This is a genomic window from Allosphingosinicella sp. (genome assembly GCF_035626655.1).
In the GTDB taxonomy this organism is placed as follows: Bacteria; Pseudomonadota; Alphaproteobacteria; order Sphingomonadales; family Sphingomonadaceae; genus Allosphingosinicella.
The window spans coordinates 1-15,886 of record NZ_DASPNF010000012.1 but is presented as its reverse complement, the minus strand read 5'-3'; the positions used below and the strand labels follow the sequence as shown (position 1 = coordinate 15,886).

The following is a 15,886-nucleotide window of genomic DNA, read 5'->3' as shown; positions in this document are numbered from 1 at the left end:
TGCGAAGTGGCTGTTCAGGCGAAGGCAGGGGCGGCCTCGTCGATGCGGGCGAGGCCCTCGGGCGAGATCGCACCGAGCGTTGCCCGGAACTTCGGATGGACCAGACCGGAGCCGAGATAGGTCCAGCGCAGCGCCTGGTGCTGCTGCCCGACCAGTGCCTCGCGCTCCTCGTCGGCGAGCGTGCGGCCGACCGCCCGCTCGAACGCGGCGAGGTTCAGCTCGGCCTGCTTGCGGATGCCGGCGTCGAGATAGAGGCCGATCGCGAAAAAGCCGTCGATCGCCGAGGCCAGCTCCTGCGCGCTCCGCCCCTCGGCCAGCGCTTCGACCATCAGGGTGTCGAGCTTGGCGTGCTGCGCCTCCTCGATCCAGTGATGGCGGAGCAGGCTCTTGAACAGCGGGTCGAGGTCCTGGTCGTCCCTGACGCTGTCCACATAATGGCTCTGCGTCATCCACTCGATCATCAGGATGACCAGGGCGACGCTGAGCGGATCGTGGCGCAGCACCTCGGCCGCGACCGCCTCGGCCGGGCCGATCACCTTGCACTCATGGCCGAAGTCGGCGGTGAAGGCGGCGTGGAAGCGCTTGAACAGGTGGATGTGCTTGGCCTCCTCCGACGCGAAGTTCAGCAGGGCGCGGACGCGGGCGTCGTCGCCGTTCAGCTGCGGCCGGGCATGGTCGAGGATGAAGGGCAGGATGAACTCCTCCACCAGCCCGAAGATGCTCAGATAATCATGGCCGCGGATCTGGTTGAGGATGCGCTTCTCCTCGTCGCTCAGCCCCTCAAGGCCGGCGGTGCGGGCCAGCGCCTCGGGCATGAACGGCCGGGTGAAATCGAGCCGGGCGCCGTTCGGAATGACGTCCTCGATCTCCCAGGCGCCCCGCGAGGAGGCGGCAAGGATCGACGGATAGTTGAAGTCGTGGAACATGAATTCTCTCCCTGGATTCTTAAATCTGGTTGGGGCGATGCCGCCGTCACGCGATGGGCGGGACGGCAGCACCGAAGGACAGGCCGGCGAACATCACCGCCGCGAAAGCGCTGAGAAACTGCGCCCAGCCCGACTGATTGCGGAACATTGTCTTTCTCCTCCTCTGTGCGGCCGACCGGGCCGCGATGGGCGGGCAATGGCGGGCGACTGTGGGAAGGAGCGTGGTAACGAGCGTGTGAATTGCGCCGTCGTTGCGGCCCTGTTACTTTCCACGCTCGCTGTTACAGGGGGCGACATGGAGCTTCGGCTGCTCGGACCGATGGCGCTGCTCCGCGACGGCCGGCCGCTGCCGCTCCCCGCCTCGCGCAAGACGCGCGCCTTGCTCGCCTACCTGGCGGTGAGCGGCAAGCCGGAGCGGCGCGAGCGGCTCTGCCAGCTCTTCTGGGAAATGCCGGACGATCCGAAGGGCGCCCTGCGCTGGAGCCTCTCCAAACTGCGCGGGCTGCTCGGCGACGCCGTGGTCGCGGACCGGGAGACGGCGCGGCTAGATCTCGCCGCGCTGACGGTCGACTGGCACGAGCTTCGCGAGGCGCAACGCGGCCTGGGCCGGGCGGGACCGGCCGCGCTGGACAGGCTGGCGCGCAGGCGCGGCGAATTCCTCGAGGGGCTGGAGCTGGCCAATTGCGACAGCTTCTCCGCCTGGTGCATCGCCCAGCGCGGGGACGTGCGCAGCTGGCAGGCGGCGGTCTGCGCGGAGCTCACCGCGCGCGACCTGCCGCCCGACGATCTTCTCCCCCACGCGCGCGCCTGGGCCGAGCTCGATCCCGCCTCGGCCGACGCCGCGGCGACGCTCGTGCGCCTGCTCGACGCCGCCGGGCGGGGCACCGAGGCCGAGCAGCAGCGCGACCTCTCCGTCCGCCGGATGCAGGACGGCGGTGCCCATGTCCCGGCCGAGCTGCGCAGCGTCGCGGCGGCGCGCGAGGCGGGGGAAGCGGAGCCGCTCGCCCAGCATATCCGCTTCTGCAGCGCCAGCGACGGCGCGCGCCTTGCTTATTCGATCGTCGGCGAGGGGCCGCCGCTGGTGAAGGCGGCCAACTGGCTCAACCATCTCGAGTTCGATTTCGACAGTCCGGTCTGGCGGCACTGGATCGCCGGTTTCTCCGAGGACCGCAGCCTGCTGCGCTACGACGAGCGCGGCAACGGCCTCTCTGACTGGCACGCCTTGCTGAGCTTCGACGCCTTCGTCGACGACCTGGCGAGCGTGGTGGATGCGGCCGGGCTGGACCGGTTCGACATGCTCGGCATCTCGCAGGGAGCGAGCGTCGCCATCGCCTATGCGGTGCGCCACCCGCACCGCGTGCGCCGGCTGATCGTCTACGGCGGCTATGCGGCGGGCTGGCGGACCCGCGCGACGCCGGCGGAGGTCGCGCGGCGGCAGGCGATGCTGGATCTCACCCGCGAGGGCTGGGGCCTCGACAATCCCGCCTTCCGGCAGATGTTCACCTCGCTCTTCCTGCCCCATTCGAGCCAAGAGCAGCAGGCCTGGTTCAACGAGCTGCAGCGGATCACGACCTCGCCGGAAAATGCGGAGATGCTGCAGCGCGTGCTCTCGCGGATCGACGTGCGATCATTGCTCGGCCAGGTAACGGCGCCGACTCTGGTGGCGCACACGACCCTGGACGCGGTCGTCCCGTTCGAGGCCGGCCGCGGCATCGCCGCCCGCATCCCGGGCGCGCGCTTCATGGCGATCGACAGCCCCAATCACCTGCTGATGGAGGAGGAGCCGGGCTGGGCGAAATTCCTGGCGGCGGCGAAGGAGTTCCTGGCCTAGGCCATGCGCTGGAAGGCGAGGCGGCGGGTTTCGGGATCGGCGGCGGTCAGCCGCACGCGGATCGTCTCGCCCGGCTCGACACGGTGCGCGCTGACCCGGGCGACGACGGGCAGGTCCCTGAGCTGGATGCGGGCGCCGCGCTCGTCCTGATCGGTGACGACCGCCTCGAAATCCTCGCCGATCCGCTCCTGCAACATCACCGTCTCGGCGAGGTCTATCACGGCCCGCTCGATCTGGCCGCTGCGGGCGTCGGCCCGGCCCATGACCTGCGGCAGGCGGGTGAAGGCGTCGCCGACGGTGTCCGGCACCGGTCGGCCATTGGCGATCGCAAGCGCGGCTTGCACCACATAGCGGTCGGCAAGGCGGCGGAGCGGCGCCGTGGCATGGGCGTAGGTGGCGGCGAGCGCCGCGTGCCACGGCGTCACGCCCTCCTGCCAGGGCAGATAGGAGGCGCCCGTGCCGGCGCGGCGGATCGCGGTCATGAAGGCGGCCTGCTTCGGGTCCGCGGGGTCGAGGCCGCGCTCCACATCTCCCAGGGACTGGTCCGCCGGCCAGGCGATGCCGAGCGCGCGGGCGGTGAAGCGCAGCCGGCGGACCGCGCGCTCGCCCGGCCCGGCCATCACCCGGAACAGGCCCGTCCGCCGGGCGAGCAGCGCCTCGGCAATGGCGAGGTTGGCGGCGAGCGACAGCGCGGCGTTGCGGTCCTCGGAGGGATGGCGGGTGCGGAAGACGAGCCGGTAATGGCCGTCTTCCCGGGCGACCTCCTGCTCCGGCGGATCGACGCGGGCGGCGCCGCGCCTCTGTTCCGCGGCCTGCACGCGCGTGGCGAGCTCGGCGAAGCCGGCGGGCAGGTCGGCGTCGGTCACCGTCCGATAGGCTAGTTTTGCGCGGCTGCGGATGATGGCCCGCTCGGCGCCGTCGAGGCTGGCCCTGCCGTCGGGGTCGACCCGGACGGCGAAGATGATGGCGGCGCGCGGTCCGTCCGGCAGCAGGCTGACGGCCTGCTCGCTCAGCACCGCCGGATAGAGCCGCGCCTTGCCGTCGGGCAGATAGAGCGTGGCGCCGCGGCGCCAGGCCTCGGCGTCGACCGCATCGCTGTCGCGCACGAACCAGGCGACGTCGGCAATGGCATAGCGCAGCAGCAGGTCATTGCCCGCCGGCTCGATGGTGAAGGCCTGGTCGAGATCGGTCGCGCTGGCCGGGTCGAGCGTGACGAAGGGGAGGGCCGTGCGGTCGGCATGCTCGTCCAGCGGCCTCTGGGCCGCCGCGGCGGCCGCCGCCTCGACCGCGGGCGGGAAACCCCCCGGCACCTGATACTGGTCGCGGATCGCCGCGAGGCCGCCGGCGAGGACCGCATCGGGATCGCGGAGCGTCTTCAGGGCCACGCCGGCTCAGTCCTCGCCATGGCCCCTGGCCAGATAATCCTCGCTCTGCATCTCGATCAGACGCGAGGCGGTGCGCTCGAACTCGAAAGCGCCGTCGCCGGCGAGATACAGGTCCTGCGGCTCGGCGTCGGCGGCGGCGAGCAGCTTCACCTTATGCTCGTAGAGCGCGTCGATCAGGGTGACGAAGCGCGCCGCCTCGTTGCGGTTGGCCGGCCCCATCTTCGGGATGCCGACGAGGATCACCGTATGATAATGGCGCGCGACGGCGAGATAGTCGCTCGCGCCCCGTGCCTCGCCGCACAGCCGCTTGAACGAGAAGACGGCGACCCCCTTGAGGCTCTTCGGCACGTGCAGGGTACGGCCCCCAGGCAGCTTCAGCTCCCCGGTCGGCACCTTCGCCCGGTCCTCGACCGGATAGTCGGTGAGCCGGAAGAAGGCCTCGCTCAGCGCCCTCGTCGCCTCCGGCCCGTTCGGCACGTACCAGGTCGGCATGCCGCCGAGCCGGTCCAGCCGGTAGTCGGTCGGTCCGTTCAGCGGCACCACCTTCAGCTCGCGCTCGATCAGCGCGATGAAGGGGAGGAACAGCTCGCGGTTGAGCCCGCCGAGATAGAGATCGGATGGCGGCCGGTTCGAGGTGGTGATGACAGTGACGCCCGCCTCCAGCAGCTGCGAGAAGAGCCGGGAGAGGATCATCGCGTCGGCGCTGTTGTTGATCACCATCTCGTCGAAGCAGAGCAATTTCGCCTCGTCGGCGATCGCCTTGGCGACGGGCGGGATCGGGTCGCCTTCCTCCTTCGCCCGCTCGGCACGGAGCCGCTCGTGCACCTCCAGCATGAATTCGTGGAAATGGACGCGGCGCTTCGGCGCATAGGGGATGGACTGATAGGCGAGGTCCATCAGCATGGATTTGCCGCGGCCGACGCCGCCCCACATGTAGACGCCGGCCGGCGGGTCCTGCATCCGGCCGGCGAGGCGCCAGAGCAGCGAGCCGCGGCTCTTCGTCTCGCCGAGCTCTTCGGCCAACTCGTCGAGGATGCGGACGGCGGCCTCCTGGTCCGGATCGGGGCGAAGCTCCCCCGCCGCGACCAGCGCCGCATAGCGGTCGGCGACCTCCGTCACGGCCGGCGGGCGGCCTTGCGCAGCGCGCCGGTGAAGGAAGCGATGAGCTCGCCGTCCTGCGTCACCCGCCCGTCCAGGAAGATCAGCCGCCCCGTCTCGCGGAGCAATTCCACCTCGGCGTCGAGCGGCACCCCGATCCTTCCCGGCGAAAGGAAGCGCGTGGAAAGGTCCAGCGTCACCGCCCGGGTCACGTCCGCGCCTGCCATCCGTCCGCCCGCGAACAAGGCCATGTCGATGAAGGTCAGGATCGCCCCGCCATGCACCATGTCGCCGAGATTGGAATGGCCGGCCTCCGGGAACATCCGGCATTGTCCCCGCCCGGGCCCCGCCTCGCGGACCAGCAATCTGCCGATCACCTCGTTGAACCGACCCTCGGTCTTCACCGCCCAGCTCCACCAGCCGGGATGGTCAGCGTCGGGCCGGTGATCGATCAGCGGGTGGACGTCCATATCTCCCGATGGCGGGGATTGCAGCCGGGATCAAGCGACCGCCGGCATCAGTCGTCGTCACCATCATCATCCGGTGGCGCGGCGAGGTCCGCGTCGGAGCGGCGGTAGCCCAGCACGTCGCCGGGTTCGCATTCGAGATAGCGGCAGATGGCGGCCAGCGTCCTGAAGCGCACGCCCTTCACCTTGCCCGACTTGAGCAGGGACAGGTTGGACTCGGTGATGCCGATGGCGCGGGCGAGCTCGTTCGAACGCACCTTGCGGCGCGCCATGACGACATCGAGGTCGACGACGACCGGCATCAGACGATCTCTTCGAGCCGGCGCCGCGCCGCCAGTGCCTGTTCGAGGATCCAGACCGCGACCCAGGCGCTGCCGGCGACCATCAGGCCCCAGAGGAATTGCGGGAAATCGAAGAAGATGATGAGCTGCTGGCTGCCGGCGCTCAGCGGCGACAGCGCGGTGGCGATCATCGTCGAGGCGACCGGCCCCAGCAGCACCGCCAGCAGCGCGAACAAGGCCGCGCGCCGCAGCCAGCGCGCGGCCAGCACGAAGCCGGAGCCGGCACGCATGTTGCGGAAGGCGAAGCCAAGCGCGAGGAACATCAGCGCCGACGGGATGGCGACAATCACCCCCGCGCCGGCAATGAGCGACCGCGCCTGCGGCGTGGAGACGACCTGCTCGATGCGATGCGGATCGGCGTTGAACGCCGGCCCACCGGCCCGCGCGAGCAATCGCCGCGGATCATAGTCGATCACGCAGCTCAAGGAGGCGCAATTGATCTCCCCCGTGGTCAGCGCGGGCTCGATCGCGGGCGCGAAGCCGGCGAGCAGGCGCCCGACGCTGATGACGAAGCAGAGCCTCATCATCCAGGAGGCGACCAGGCGGAAGCGGCGGTTCTTGATCTTCTGGGTCATATTATTGCCGTTTTACAGAAAGATTTTGCTATCATATAAGAAGAATCGCCGTAGGAAAAGGACCGGGCCATGGCAGTGAAGGTGATCGGGACCGGGGCTGCAGCGGCCTTTCTCGTCATGCTCCTCCTGCCATTCCCGGCATCCGCCACCACCGCGGGCGCCGGCCTGATCCGCGTGGATTTCACCCTCAGACCCGGCGTCGAGCCGGCACCGGCGTCCGGCTTCGGCCTGCCCGCGCGCTGCGCCGAAGCCCTTGCCGACGACATCGTCGTGTGCGGCCGGCCCGCGCGCGGGGCGTCGCTGAGGGTCAGGCCGCAGCCGCGCCGGGCGGGCGACCGGGTGCGCGGCGAGGCGATGGCGGCGAGCGACGTGATCGACATCGGCGGCATCGGCTGCTCAACCGTGGGCACGCCCTATGGCTGCGGCCGGGTCAATCTGCTGGCGATCGTGTTGCGGGCGGCGGAACTGGTCTATCGCAAGCTCGCCGGGGAGACCGACGACCAGCCGGACTGGGCCCGAATGGCCGCCGACATGATTCCCCTGGACGACAGGTGACGATGATCGCGCCGGGGCGGCAGCCCCGGCGTGTCAGACCGCGCGCTCGAGCAGCAGCTTCTTGGTTTCGGCGATCGCCTTGGCCGGGTTCAGGCCCTTGGGGCAGACGTTCGCGCAATTCATGATCGTGTGGCAGCGATAGAGGCGGAACGGGTCCTCCAGCTCGTCGAGCCGCTCGCCCGCATATTCGTCGCGGCTGTCGGCGAGCCAGCGATAGGCCTGGAGCAGGATGGCCGGGCCAAGGAACTTGTCGCTGTTCCACCAGTAGGACGGGCAGGAGGTCGAGCAGCAGGCGCAGAGGATGCATTCGTAGAGGCCGTCCAGCCTGGCGCGGTCGTCCGGCGACTGCAGGCGCTCCTTGCCAGACGGCGTCGGCGTCTTCGTCTTCAGCCAGGGCTCGATCGAGGCATATTGCGCGTAGAAATGGGTGAAGTCGGGGACGAGGTCCTTGATCACGTCCATGTGCGGCAGCGGCGTGATGCGGACCTCGCCCTTCAGATCCTCGATCGCGGTGGTGCAGGCGAGCCCGTTCTTGCCGGCCATGTTCATCGAGCAGGAGCCGCAAATGCCCTCGCGACAGGAGCGGCGGAAGGTGAGGCCCGGATCCTGCTCCGACTTGATCTTGATGAGCGCGTCGAGGACCATCGGGCCGCAGCTGTCGAGGTCCACCTCAAACGTGTCGTAGCGCGGATTGTCGCCGCTGTCGGGATCGTAGCGGTAGATCTTGAACTTCTTGGTGCGCGTGGCGCCGGCGGGTGCGGAAACCTGCTTGCCCTTCCGGATCCTGCTGTTCTTCGGAAGCGTGAATTCGGCCATTCGCTCTCTACCTCGCGCAGAGGGCGATAGCGCTACGCCGCGCGCCTGTCGAGAAGCTCGGCGGCGATCTCGTAGGTGCGCTTGTTGTCGACGTCGATCGCATGGGCGCCGTCGGCCAGCACCACCGCGGTGGCGCGGACCCCGAAGCGCCTGCCGATGCGCTGCATCGCGCCGGCCAGGCTGACCCAGGCGAAGCGCAGCAGCAGCAGGTTGAAGAAGCCGAAGGCGCGGGCGATGCGCATCGGGTTCTTCTTGAACTGGCCGCCCTCGCGGAAGGTTTCGGCCAGCTTCAGGCCGCGCTGCGACAGGCCGTAGAGATTGCAGTTCGAGAATTCGCCGTCCTTGAACCGGTAGAAGCGGCGCTGCCCCTGCGGATGGGCGGCGAGCACGTCCTCCTTGCGGGCGAGCGCGAGCACCGCATCCTCGCCGTCCGCCAGCGAGGCCATCACCTGGCGGACCGCGGCGGCGGTCAGCAGCACATTGTCGGCGGTGGTCACGACGACCGGGCCGGCCGCCCCCTCGGCGGCGCGGTAGACGCTGTCGGCGATATTGTCGGCCGCGGTCACGAAGGCGACCGGCAGACCCGACAAGGCGGCGATCGGCTTCAATTTGTCCGCCGCGCCGTCCTCGACCGCGATGCGGATCGAGTCGATGTCGCCCACCTCGCCGAGCGCGGAGAGGACGTGGGCGAGCAAGGGCAGGCCCCCGATCGGCACCAGGCATTTGTGGGTGACGCCCGCCTCGGCGGCCAGCGGGTCCAGCCGGCCGCCGCGTTGCGCGGCGAGGATGATGATCGTGACGCGCTCAGCCATTGGGGGCCTCCAGCAGGCCATGGCGGCGCAGGCCCTCGTAAAGGATGGTCTCGATCAGTTGCGACTGGGTCAGGCCGGCGCGGACGGCCGAGCGGCCGAAGACCTTCTGCGACCAGAGATTGGCCTGCAGGTTGACCTCGAGGAAGTTGAGCGTGCCGGTCGAGGCGTCGTAGCGGAACTCGAAACGGCCATAATCGAACGGCCGATATTCCTCGGCCATCTCCAGCGTGAGCTCGGCGATGCGGGGCATGACCGATTCATCCTCGAACGGCACCAGCTCATATTTGCTCGCCCGCTCGACCAGGTCGCGCTTCTCGTAATAGGTCCTTAGATGGGTCGGGTCGGCCTGTTCGAACAGCATCATCGGCATCACCACCGGCGCGCCGTCGACGGTGATCACGGGGACCTCGACGTCGCTGCCGTTGAGGAAGGGCTCGACGATCGCGTCATGGCCCTGGCTGTGAATGTCGGCGACGGCGGCCTCGACGCCGGCCCAGTCGTGCGCATCCTGCACGCCCCAGCTCGCCGACGAGGCGTTGGGCTTGATCACCATGCGCCCGCCCGCCGGGCAGCGCGCCTGCTCGACCGGGGCGCCGCGCCGGTAGATCGTCCAGGGCGCGGTGGGGACGCCGCGCGCGACGCAGGCCATCTTGGTGAGATGCTTGTCGTCGGCCAGGCCTCTCAGGATCGGGGTCGCGCCGAGATAGGGGAGGCCGAGCCGCGTGCAGAGCAAGGGCAGCATCATCTCGCTGTTGAGGAAGCCGCCCCGGTTCAGCAACGGGAAGACGAAGTCGACCTCGGGCCGGTGGAACAGCGCCTCGTAATTGTCCTCGAGCGCCAGCTTCAGCCCGAGCCCCTCGAGCACCTCGCGCGTCTCGACATGGTAGAGCGCGTGATTGCCGTCGTCGGGATGGAGGCCGCCGCCCCATTTGGCGTGCTTGGCGATGAACATGATCCGCAGCCTTTCCCTGGCTTCGGCCGGGATCACGCGCGGTTCGATCGGGGAGGCGGAGACGGGCGGCATGCGACTTTCTGATACAAAAAATGCCGGGCGGCCCCTGTTCCCTTGCCGCTCCAGCCGATATTGACCGCCGTTAGTCGCCCGGGGAGGCGCGTGCAAGGTAGCAGCAGGATTGATGACAGTTTGCGTTGACAAGCCGGACGCGGCCCAGCTCATGACCGGGGGCTGCGACTCCCGCATCGTCCTGGACCCCGAAACCGGCCTCAATCGCTATTACAGCGCGCCGCGGCCGCGCGACCTCGTCGCCTATGCCTCCTCTACGGCCAACGACATCAGCGCCGCCGCCTACCGGCGGGCAGAAGCGGTGCTGGCCGAGGTCGGCGCGGCGCCCCCGGCCCAGGTCTATGCCGAGCGGCTGGAGGCGATGCGCGGGCGGATCCGCGCCGCTTATGGCGTGCCGGACGAGGTCCGCATCGTTTTCGCGCCTTCGGGCACCGATCTGGAATTCGTTGCGCTCGCCTGCGTGGCCGGACGCGCGCCCGCCGGCACCCATGCCGTGCTGCTCGGCGCCGACGAGGTCGGCTCGGGCTGCATCCACAGCGCGCACGGCCTCTACCATGCGAAGGAGACGGCGCTCGGCGTCGCGACCGCGCCCGGCGAGCCGGTGCCGGGACTTGGCGGCGTCCATGTCGAACTGGTCGACATCCCGGTTCGCGACCGGATGGGGCGGGTGCGGCCCTCGCATTACATCACCGAGCGGATGCTCTCCTCGATCGCGGCGGCGCGCGCGGCGAGCCGGCACAGCCTGCTCCATATCGTCCACGGCTCGAAAACCGGCCTGATCCTGCCCTCGCTCGCCGACGTCGACCGGCTGACCGGCGATGCGACGCTGGTCGTCGACGCCTGCCAGGCGCGGATCACCCGCGAGGCGGTGGCCGACTATCTGGCGCGGGACGCGATCGTCTTCATCACCGGCTCCAAATTCATGGGCGGCCCGCCGTTCAGCGGCTTCGCCCTGGTCCCGCCTGCGTTCGCCGCCCAGGCGCCGGCTTTGCCCGAAGGCCTCGCCACCCTGTTCCGCCGTGCCGAATGGCCGGCCGACTGGCCGGGCAGCGAGATCCTGCCGGACAACGTCAATATCGGCCTGCTGCTCCGGCTGGAGGCGAGCCTGTTCGAGCTGGAGCGCTTCCAGGCGCTGCCCGCCGAAACGGTGGAACGCGTCATCCTCGCCTTCCATGCCGCGGTGCGCAGCCAGATCGTGGAGCAGACGGCGGCGCGCCGCGTCGCGCCCTATCCGCCCGGCCACGTCGAGGATGCCGACACCCATCCGGTCGAGATGCGCACGCTCTCCACGCTGGATCTCTCGGCCTTCAGGGCCGGCGGGGCGAGCTTCGAGGATGCCCAGGCCTGGCACAAGACGATGGCGCTGGCCGGAGTGCGCGTGGGCCAGCCGGTGAAATGCGTGCGCCTGGCCGACGGCCGCTGGGGCGCGACACTGCGCATCGGCCTGGCTATGGGGCAGGTCGCGGACGCGGCGGCGCTCGACGATTCCGCGCTCGCCGCGCGCTTCGAGGCCGACATGGCGGCGATCCGCGAGGCGTTGCTCGCGGTCGTCTAATGCTGGCAGTAGCGCTGGCGCTCCCCGGGCGAGGAGCGCAGCCGGCTGTCGATATAATAGCCCGCCAATCGCTCCACGACGCCCTCGCTGCCCGCCGGGATGAAGCGCGCGGCGTCCCGCCGCCAGCCGGCGATGCACTCCGCGCGGGGCCGCTGGGACTGGCCGCAGTCGACGAGGGCGCCATAGGCGGCGCGCCAGGCGAGGAAGGCGGCGCGGTCCATCGGCGCGCCATGGCCGGGGATGAGCGTGGTGAAGGGCGTCGCCGCAATCCGGTCGAGCGCCGCCCGCCAGCCTTCGGCGCAGGCCGTGTCCATGAACGGCACCGGCCCGACGACGAGATCGCCGACGATTGCCAGCCGCGCCGCGGGATCGTAGAGCCAGACGTCGCCCTCGGTCGCGGCGTAGGCAGCGAGGTTCACCTGCAGGCGGCGCCCGGCAATATTCTGCAGGGCGGAGCGTGTGACCGGCCGGGTCGGGCGAAGCCGCTCGGGATGGTCCATCACCTCGAAGGCGCGCCTGACCTCGGCGCGGGCGCTCTCCGGAATCTGTCCGGCCGCAAGCGCCTCCTCGGTGCGCCGCCGGCTCTCGACGAAAAAGCCGGTCAGCGCGCCCTCGATCGCGTTGCTCGCATAGAGCGGCGCGTTGGGGAAAGCGGCGCGGATCTCGGTGTTGCCGGTGCTGTGATCGAGATGCCAGTGGGTGTTGACGATCGCCGCGATCGGCCGGCCGCGCTGGCGGGCATAAGCGAGCAAGGCGGCGCTGTGCTCGGGATGGCGGCCCGTATCGACGAGGATCAGCCCCTGTGGCGCGTCGAGGAAGACGCTGTTCCCGTCCGGCCCCTTGCGGCCCTCGGGATCGACCTGGCCGGGGATCAGGTGCCAGCCGGTCGGCGCCGGCGCGGCCGAGGCGCCGGCTCCGAGGCAGAGCAGAGCGGCGAGGATGATGGCGACAGGACGCATGGCACACTCCCCCAGTCTGTCCCCGCATCCGGCATAGGCGGCCCGGCTTCAAGCCGAACGGCGCTTTCGGCCAAATGCGTCGGCGCTTCGACGAGCGGCGGGCCGCGCCCGATCCGAACATTGTGGAAAAGTCCGCTTTCGCCTTCGACTTCGCCTCGCGCGGGCCCTAGGCTCTCCCGGAATGACCGAATCCGACGACGAATTCGAGCTTGAGGCAGGCGCCGCCGTCGCGGAGTCCGAGCGGCTGACGCTCGATCTGGACGGCTGGGAGGGACCGCTCGACCTGCTGCTGACGCTGGCGCGCAGCCAGAAGGTCGACCTCGCCAGGATCTCCATCCTCGCTTTGGTCGAGCAATATCTCGCCTTTATCGCCGACGCGAAGAAGCTCCGGCTGGAGATTGCGGCCGACTATCTCGTGATGGCGGCCTGGCTCGCCTATCTGAAGTCGTGCCTGCTGCTGCCCAAGGATCCGACCGTCGATCCCTCGCCCGAGGAGCTGGCGATGCGGCTGCAGCTGCGGCTGCAGCGCCTGCAGGCGATGCGCGAGGCCGGCGCAAGGCTGATGGGCCGCGACCGGATCGGCCGCGACGTCTTCCTCCGCGCCGCGCCGGAAGGGCTCAGGGTGGTGCGCAAGTCCGCCTGGCAGGCCGATCTCTACGACCTCATCTCCGCCTATGGCATCGTTCGCGCGCGTACCCAGCCGAGCGTGCATGTGATCGCGCGGCGGCCGGTGATGACTCTGGACGAGGCGATCCACCGGCTCGGGGCGATGATCGGCACGAAACTCGAATGGACGCGGCTGGAGGCCTTCCTGCCGGCCACGCAGGACCCCGAATATCGCAAATCGGCGCTGGCCTCGAGCTTCGTCGCCACGCTGGAGCTGGCCCGGCTCGGCAAGGTCTCGCTGCAGCAGGAGGGCGTGTTCGAGCCGCTCTACGTGAGGGCCGCATGATCGAGCTTGCCGACGATCTGCGCGCCGTGGAGGCGACCCTGTTCGCGGCGGCCGAGCCGATGAGCGCCGCCGACATCGCGCTCTATGTCGGCGAGGGCGTCGATGTGAAGGCGGCGCTCGCCGAATTGCAGGGCCATTATGCGGGGCGCGGCGTCGAGCTGGTCGAGCGCGGCGGGCGCTGGCATTTCCAGACCGCCGCGGACCTCGCCCATATCCTCCGCCGCGAGCGGGAGGAGAGCCGCAAGCTCAGCCGCGCCGCGATCGAGACGCTGGCGATCATCGCCTATCACGAGCCGGTCAGCCGGGCCGAGATCGAGGCGATCCGGGGCGTGCAGATCTCCAGGGGTACGCTCGACGTGCTGATGGAGGCGGGCTGGGTCCGCCCCGCCGGGCGGCGCGAGGTGCCGGGCCGGCCGCTCACTTATGCGACGACGCAGGAGTTTCTTTCCCATTTCGGGCTCAAGAGCCGCCGTGACCTGCCGGGAATCGACGATCTCAGGGCGGCGGGGCTGCTCGATCCGGTCGACACGGCGCTTGAACGGCTCGGTCTGGACGCCGCCGATGACGAGGTCGACGAGGTGGAACTGGAAACTGACGCCGAACAGGCCTAGGTTCAGCGCCGCATTGGGAGAATCTGAATGTTCAGCGGTGGTTTCAGCATCTGGCATTGGCTGATCGTCGGCCTTGTCGTCCTGCTCCTCTTCGGCAAGGGGCGGTTCAGCGACATGATGGGCGACGTCGCCAAGGGCTTGAAGAACTTCAAGAAGGGCATGAGCGAGGACGAGCAGGCCGAGCAGCGCCGGCTGAGCGCCGAGCCCGCGCCGCCCGCCGCGCCGGCGCCCCCGGCTGCCGCCGCCCCCGAGGCCACGCCGTCGCCGGCCCCCGAGGCGGACCGCCGGCAGGCTTGATCCACCGCTCTCGCGGGGAAGGGCGCAATGTTCGGAATCGATTCCGGCGAACTGCTGATCATCGCGGTCGTCGCCCTGGTGGTGATCGGCCCGAAGGACCTGCCGCGCGTGATGCGCGGGATCGGCAATTTCGTCGGCAAGGCGCGCGGCATGGCACGCCATTTCCGCTCCGGCGTCGACAATATGATCCGCGAGTCCGAACTCGCCGACATGGAAAAGAAGTGGCAGGCGGACAACGAGCGGATCATGCGCGAGCATCCGCTGCTGCCGGGCTCGGCCGAGCCGGAGGGCAAGGAGGACTGGCCGGCCAAGGAGGGCGCCGCCGACCTCGCGGCCTGGGCCGAGCCGGCGGACGCCCCGGCCAGGAAGGCGCCCCGGTCCGCCGCCCGCGTCGACGACAACAGGCCAAAGCCGCCGCCCCGCCGCAGCCGCGCCGGCCTCGCCAGCGGCTCCGCGCCGCCCATCCCGAAAGCCGCGCCCGCAACGCCCGCCGCCAAGGATGAGGGCGCATGACCGACACTGACGGCCGGACCGCCGAGGAGGCCGAGCTCGACAAGAGCAAGGCGCCCTTGCTCGACCATCTCATCGAGCTCAGGAAGCGCCTGCTCTGGTGCGTGGTCGTGCTCGCCGTCGCCTTCGGCTTTTGCCTCTGGCAGGCGCGGCCGATCTTCGGCTTCCTCGCCCAGCCGCTGCTCGCGGCAGGGCAGGGCAGGCTTGTCTATACCGGCATTTTCGAGGCCTTCTTCGCCGAGCTGAAGGTCGCTTTCTTTGCCGCGCTGATGGTCTCCTTCCCCTTCATCGCCAACCAGATCTGGCGCTTCGTCGCGCCGGGCCTCTATGCGAAGGAGAAGAAGGCCTTCGCGCCCTTCCTGATCCTGACGCCCTTCCTGTTCCTGGGCGGCGCGGCGCTGGCCTATTATTTCTGCATGCCTTTGGCGCTGCATTTCCTGATGAGCTATCAGGGCAATATCGGCGGCGTGCAGGCCGAGGCATTGCCGGGCATCGGCAATTACCTCTCCTTCGCCACGCGCTTCCTGTTCGGCTTCGGCATCGCCTTCCTGCTGCCCGTGCTGCTGATGCTGCTGGAGGCGGCCGGGCTGGTGACGCGGGCGCAGCTCAAGAAGGGACGGCGCTATGCGATCGTCGTCGCCTTCGTGATCGCGGCGGTGCTGACGCCGCCCGACGTCGTCTCGCAGCTGCTGCTCGCCGGGCCGTTGATCCTGCTCTACGAAATCTCGCTGATCGCGATCTGGTTCACCGAGAAGAAACGGGCGAAGGCGGCGCCGAAGGACGCCGGATAAAAATGAGGCGCCGCAGAGCGGCGCCTCAGTCCTCTGACCCTTTGGGGGAAAGATCAGGTTCCTTCATCGACCGCGTTGGCCGCGGACTCCAGATCCTGGCCGGCACCGCGCACCGTATTGCAGGCCGCGGTGGCGAACAGGCAGGTCGACAAGGCCAGAATTGCGAACAGCTTTTTCATCTGAACCTCCTGAACCGGAGCCTGACGCTCGGTCGCGCCGGGCCCGTTGATCCATGTAAATGTTCACCCCCGGCTTCAGTTCCGCCCACCTGCGCCAGGCCCAAAGATTCCCGCGCCGGAACGATCCGCGCCGAAAAGGTTCAAAGGGGAAGGCCCAAAAAATGTTGAGCCCGGACGCGCTACCGGGGGGGGGGGGGGGGGG

General features: G+C 69.5%; 19 protein-coding genes. 8 read left to right on the top strand and 11 right to left on the bottom strand.

The genetic code is table 11. The annotated features are described in order from the left end of the window. Nucleotides 1-14: 14 nt before the first annotated feature. The gene (locus tag VEC11_RS11785) at nt 15-926 is read right to left on the bottom strand and encodes a diiron oxygenase (RefSeq protein ID WP_464131463.1); all 912 of its coding nucleotides are present in this window, start codon (nt 924-926) and stop codon (nt 15-17) included. A 295-nt stretch (nt 927-1,221) separates the two neighbouring features. Between VEC11_RS11785 and VEC11_RS11780 the strand changes: the two genes are divergently transcribed. Next, the gene (locus VEC11_RS11780; protein WP_464131461.1) at nt 1,222-2,757 is read left to right on the top strand and encodes a bifunctional AfsR/SARP family transcriptional regulator/alpha/beta hydrolase; all 1,536 of its coding nucleotides are present in this window, start codon (nt 1,222-1,224) and stop codon (nt 2,755-2,757) included. Here the strand turns inward: VEC11_RS11780 and VEC11_RS11775 are convergent. From VEC11_RS11775 to VEC11_RS11755, 5 genes are read right to left on the bottom strand one after another with little or no spacing between them, the layout of a single operon-like run. Then, entirely contained in the window at nt 2,754-4,142 is a 1,389-nt protein-coding gene (locus VEC11_RS11775) for an RNB domain-containing ribonuclease (protein WP_464131459.1), read from the bottom strand. The two genes, VEC11_RS11780 and VEC11_RS11775, sit on opposite strands and share 4 nt — an antisense overlap. Before the next feature lie 6 nt (nt 4,143-4,148). After that, complete coding sequence (gene zapE / locus VEC11_RS11770; RefSeq protein WP_464131457.1) at nt 4,149-5,261, bottom strand: cell division protein ZapE; 1,113 nt, start codon at nt 5,259-5,261, stop codon at nt 4,149-4,151. Continuing rightward, on the bottom strand, nt 5,258-5,710 hold the full coding sequence (locus tag VEC11_RS11765; protein WP_464131455.1) for a PaaI family thioesterase: 453 nt from the start codon (nt 5,708-5,710) through the stop codon (nt 5,258-5,260). Before VEC11_RS11765 ends, zapE begins: the two co-directional genes overlap by 4 nt. 47 nt (nt 5,711-5,757) lie before the next feature. Beyond that, nucleotides 5,758-6,009, bottom strand: a complete 252-nt coding sequence (locus tag VEC11_RS11760; RefSeq protein ID WP_464131450.1) for a helix-turn-helix domain-containing protein — start codon at nt 6,007-6,009, stop codon at nt 5,758-5,760. Then, the gene (locus VEC11_RS11755; protein ID WP_464131448.1) at nt 6,009-6,623 is read right to left on the bottom strand and encodes a hypothetical protein; all 615 of its coding nucleotides are present in this window, start codon (nt 6,621-6,623) and stop codon (nt 6,009-6,011) included. The genes VEC11_RS11760 and VEC11_RS11755 overlap by 1 nt, the downstream gene beginning before the upstream one ends. Nucleotides 6,624-6,692: 69 nt before the next feature. Between VEC11_RS11755 and VEC11_RS11750 the strand changes: the two genes are divergently transcribed. Continuing rightward, nucleotides 6,693-7,178 (top strand): hypothetical protein, encoded by a 486-nt coding sequence (locus VEC11_RS11750; RefSeq protein ID WP_464131446.1) that lies wholly within the window; start codon nt 6,693-6,695, stop codon nt 7,176-7,178. 33 nt (nt 7,179-7,211) lie between these two features. On the opposite strand, the gene VEC11_RS11745 is transcribed toward VEC11_RS11750, so the two are convergent. From VEC11_RS11745 to VEC11_RS11735, 3 genes are read right to left on the bottom strand one after another with little or no spacing between them, the layout of a single operon-like run. Next, a complete protein-coding gene (locus VEC11_RS11745) occupies nt 7,212-7,994 on the bottom strand; it encodes a succinate dehydrogenase iron-sulfur subunit (RefSeq protein ID WP_464131444.1) in 783 nt (260 codons plus the stop codon). A gap of 32 nt (nt 7,995-8,026) precedes the next feature. Further along, complete coding sequence (locus tag VEC11_RS11740; protein WP_464131442.1) at nt 8,027-8,806, bottom strand: NTP transferase domain-containing protein; 780 nt, start codon at nt 8,804-8,806, stop codon at nt 8,027-8,029. Then, a complete protein-coding gene (locus tag VEC11_RS11735; RefSeq protein ID WP_464131439.1) occupies nt 8,799-9,794 on the bottom strand; it encodes a D-alanine--D-alanine ligase family protein in 996 nt (331 codons plus the stop codon). The genes VEC11_RS11740 and VEC11_RS11735 overlap by 8 nt, the downstream gene beginning before the upstream one ends. A 148-nt stretch (nt 9,795-9,942) precedes the next feature. On the opposite strand from VEC11_RS11735, the gene VEC11_RS11730 reads away from it, so the two are divergent. Beyond that, nucleotides 9,943-11,385, top strand: a complete 1,443-nt coding sequence (locus VEC11_RS11730) for a hypothetical protein (protein WP_464131437.1) — start codon at nt 9,943-9,945, stop codon at nt 11,383-11,385. Here the strand turns inward: VEC11_RS11730 and VEC11_RS11725 are convergent. Continuing rightward, nucleotides 11,382-12,344 (bottom strand): MBL fold metallo-hydrolase, encoded by a 963-nt coding sequence (locus VEC11_RS11725; RefSeq protein ID WP_464131435.1) that lies wholly within the window; start codon nt 12,342-12,344, stop codon nt 11,382-11,384. The genes VEC11_RS11730 and VEC11_RS11725 overlap by 4 nt on opposite strands. A gap of 181 nt (nt 12,345-12,525) precedes the next feature. Here VEC11_RS11725 and VEC11_RS11720 point away from each other — a divergent pair, with 181 nt between their 5' ends. From VEC11_RS11720 to tatC, 5 genes are read left to right on the top strand one after another with little or no spacing between them, the layout of a single operon-like run. Next, a complete protein-coding gene (locus VEC11_RS11720; protein ID WP_464131433.1) occupies nt 12,526-13,296 on the top strand; it encodes a segregation and condensation protein A in 771 nt (256 codons plus the stop codon). Continuing rightward, on the top strand, nt 13,293-13,907 hold the full coding sequence (gene scpB, locus VEC11_RS11715) for an SMC-Scp complex subunit ScpB (RefSeq protein ID WP_464131430.1): 615 nt from the start codon (nt 13,293-13,295) through the stop codon (nt 13,905-13,907). The genes VEC11_RS11720 and scpB overlap by 4 nt, the downstream gene beginning before the upstream one ends. Nucleotides 13,908-13,934: 27 nt before the next feature. Beyond that, nucleotides 13,935-14,204, top strand: coding sequence for a twin-arginine translocase TatA/TatE family subunit (locus VEC11_RS11710; RefSeq protein WP_464131428.1), 270 nt, complete (start codon nt 13,935-13,937; stop codon nt 14,202-14,204). Between the two features lie 27 nt (nt 14,205-14,231). Further along, the gene (gene tatB, locus VEC11_RS11705; RefSeq protein WP_464131426.1) at nt 14,232-14,717 is read left to right on the top strand and encodes a Sec-independent protein translocase protein TatB; all 486 of its coding nucleotides are present in this window, start codon (nt 14,232-14,234) and stop codon (nt 14,715-14,717) included. Beyond that, on the top strand, nt 14,714-15,505 hold the full coding sequence (gene tatC, locus VEC11_RS11700) for a twin-arginine translocase subunit TatC (RefSeq protein WP_464131424.1): 792 nt from the start codon (nt 14,714-14,716) through the stop codon (nt 15,503-15,505). The genes tatB and tatC overlap by 4 nt, the downstream gene beginning before the upstream one ends. 53 nt (nt 15,506-15,558) lie before the next feature. On the opposite strand, the gene VEC11_RS11695 is transcribed toward tatC, so the two are convergent. Further along, nucleotides 15,559-15,684 carry a hypothetical protein gene (locus tag VEC11_RS11695; RefSeq protein WP_464131422.1) on the bottom strand — a complete coding sequence of 42 codons (126 nt, stop codon included), beginning with the start codon at nt 15,682-15,684 and terminating at the stop codon, nt 15,559-15,561. Nucleotides 15,685-15,886 lie beyond the last annotated feature (202 nt).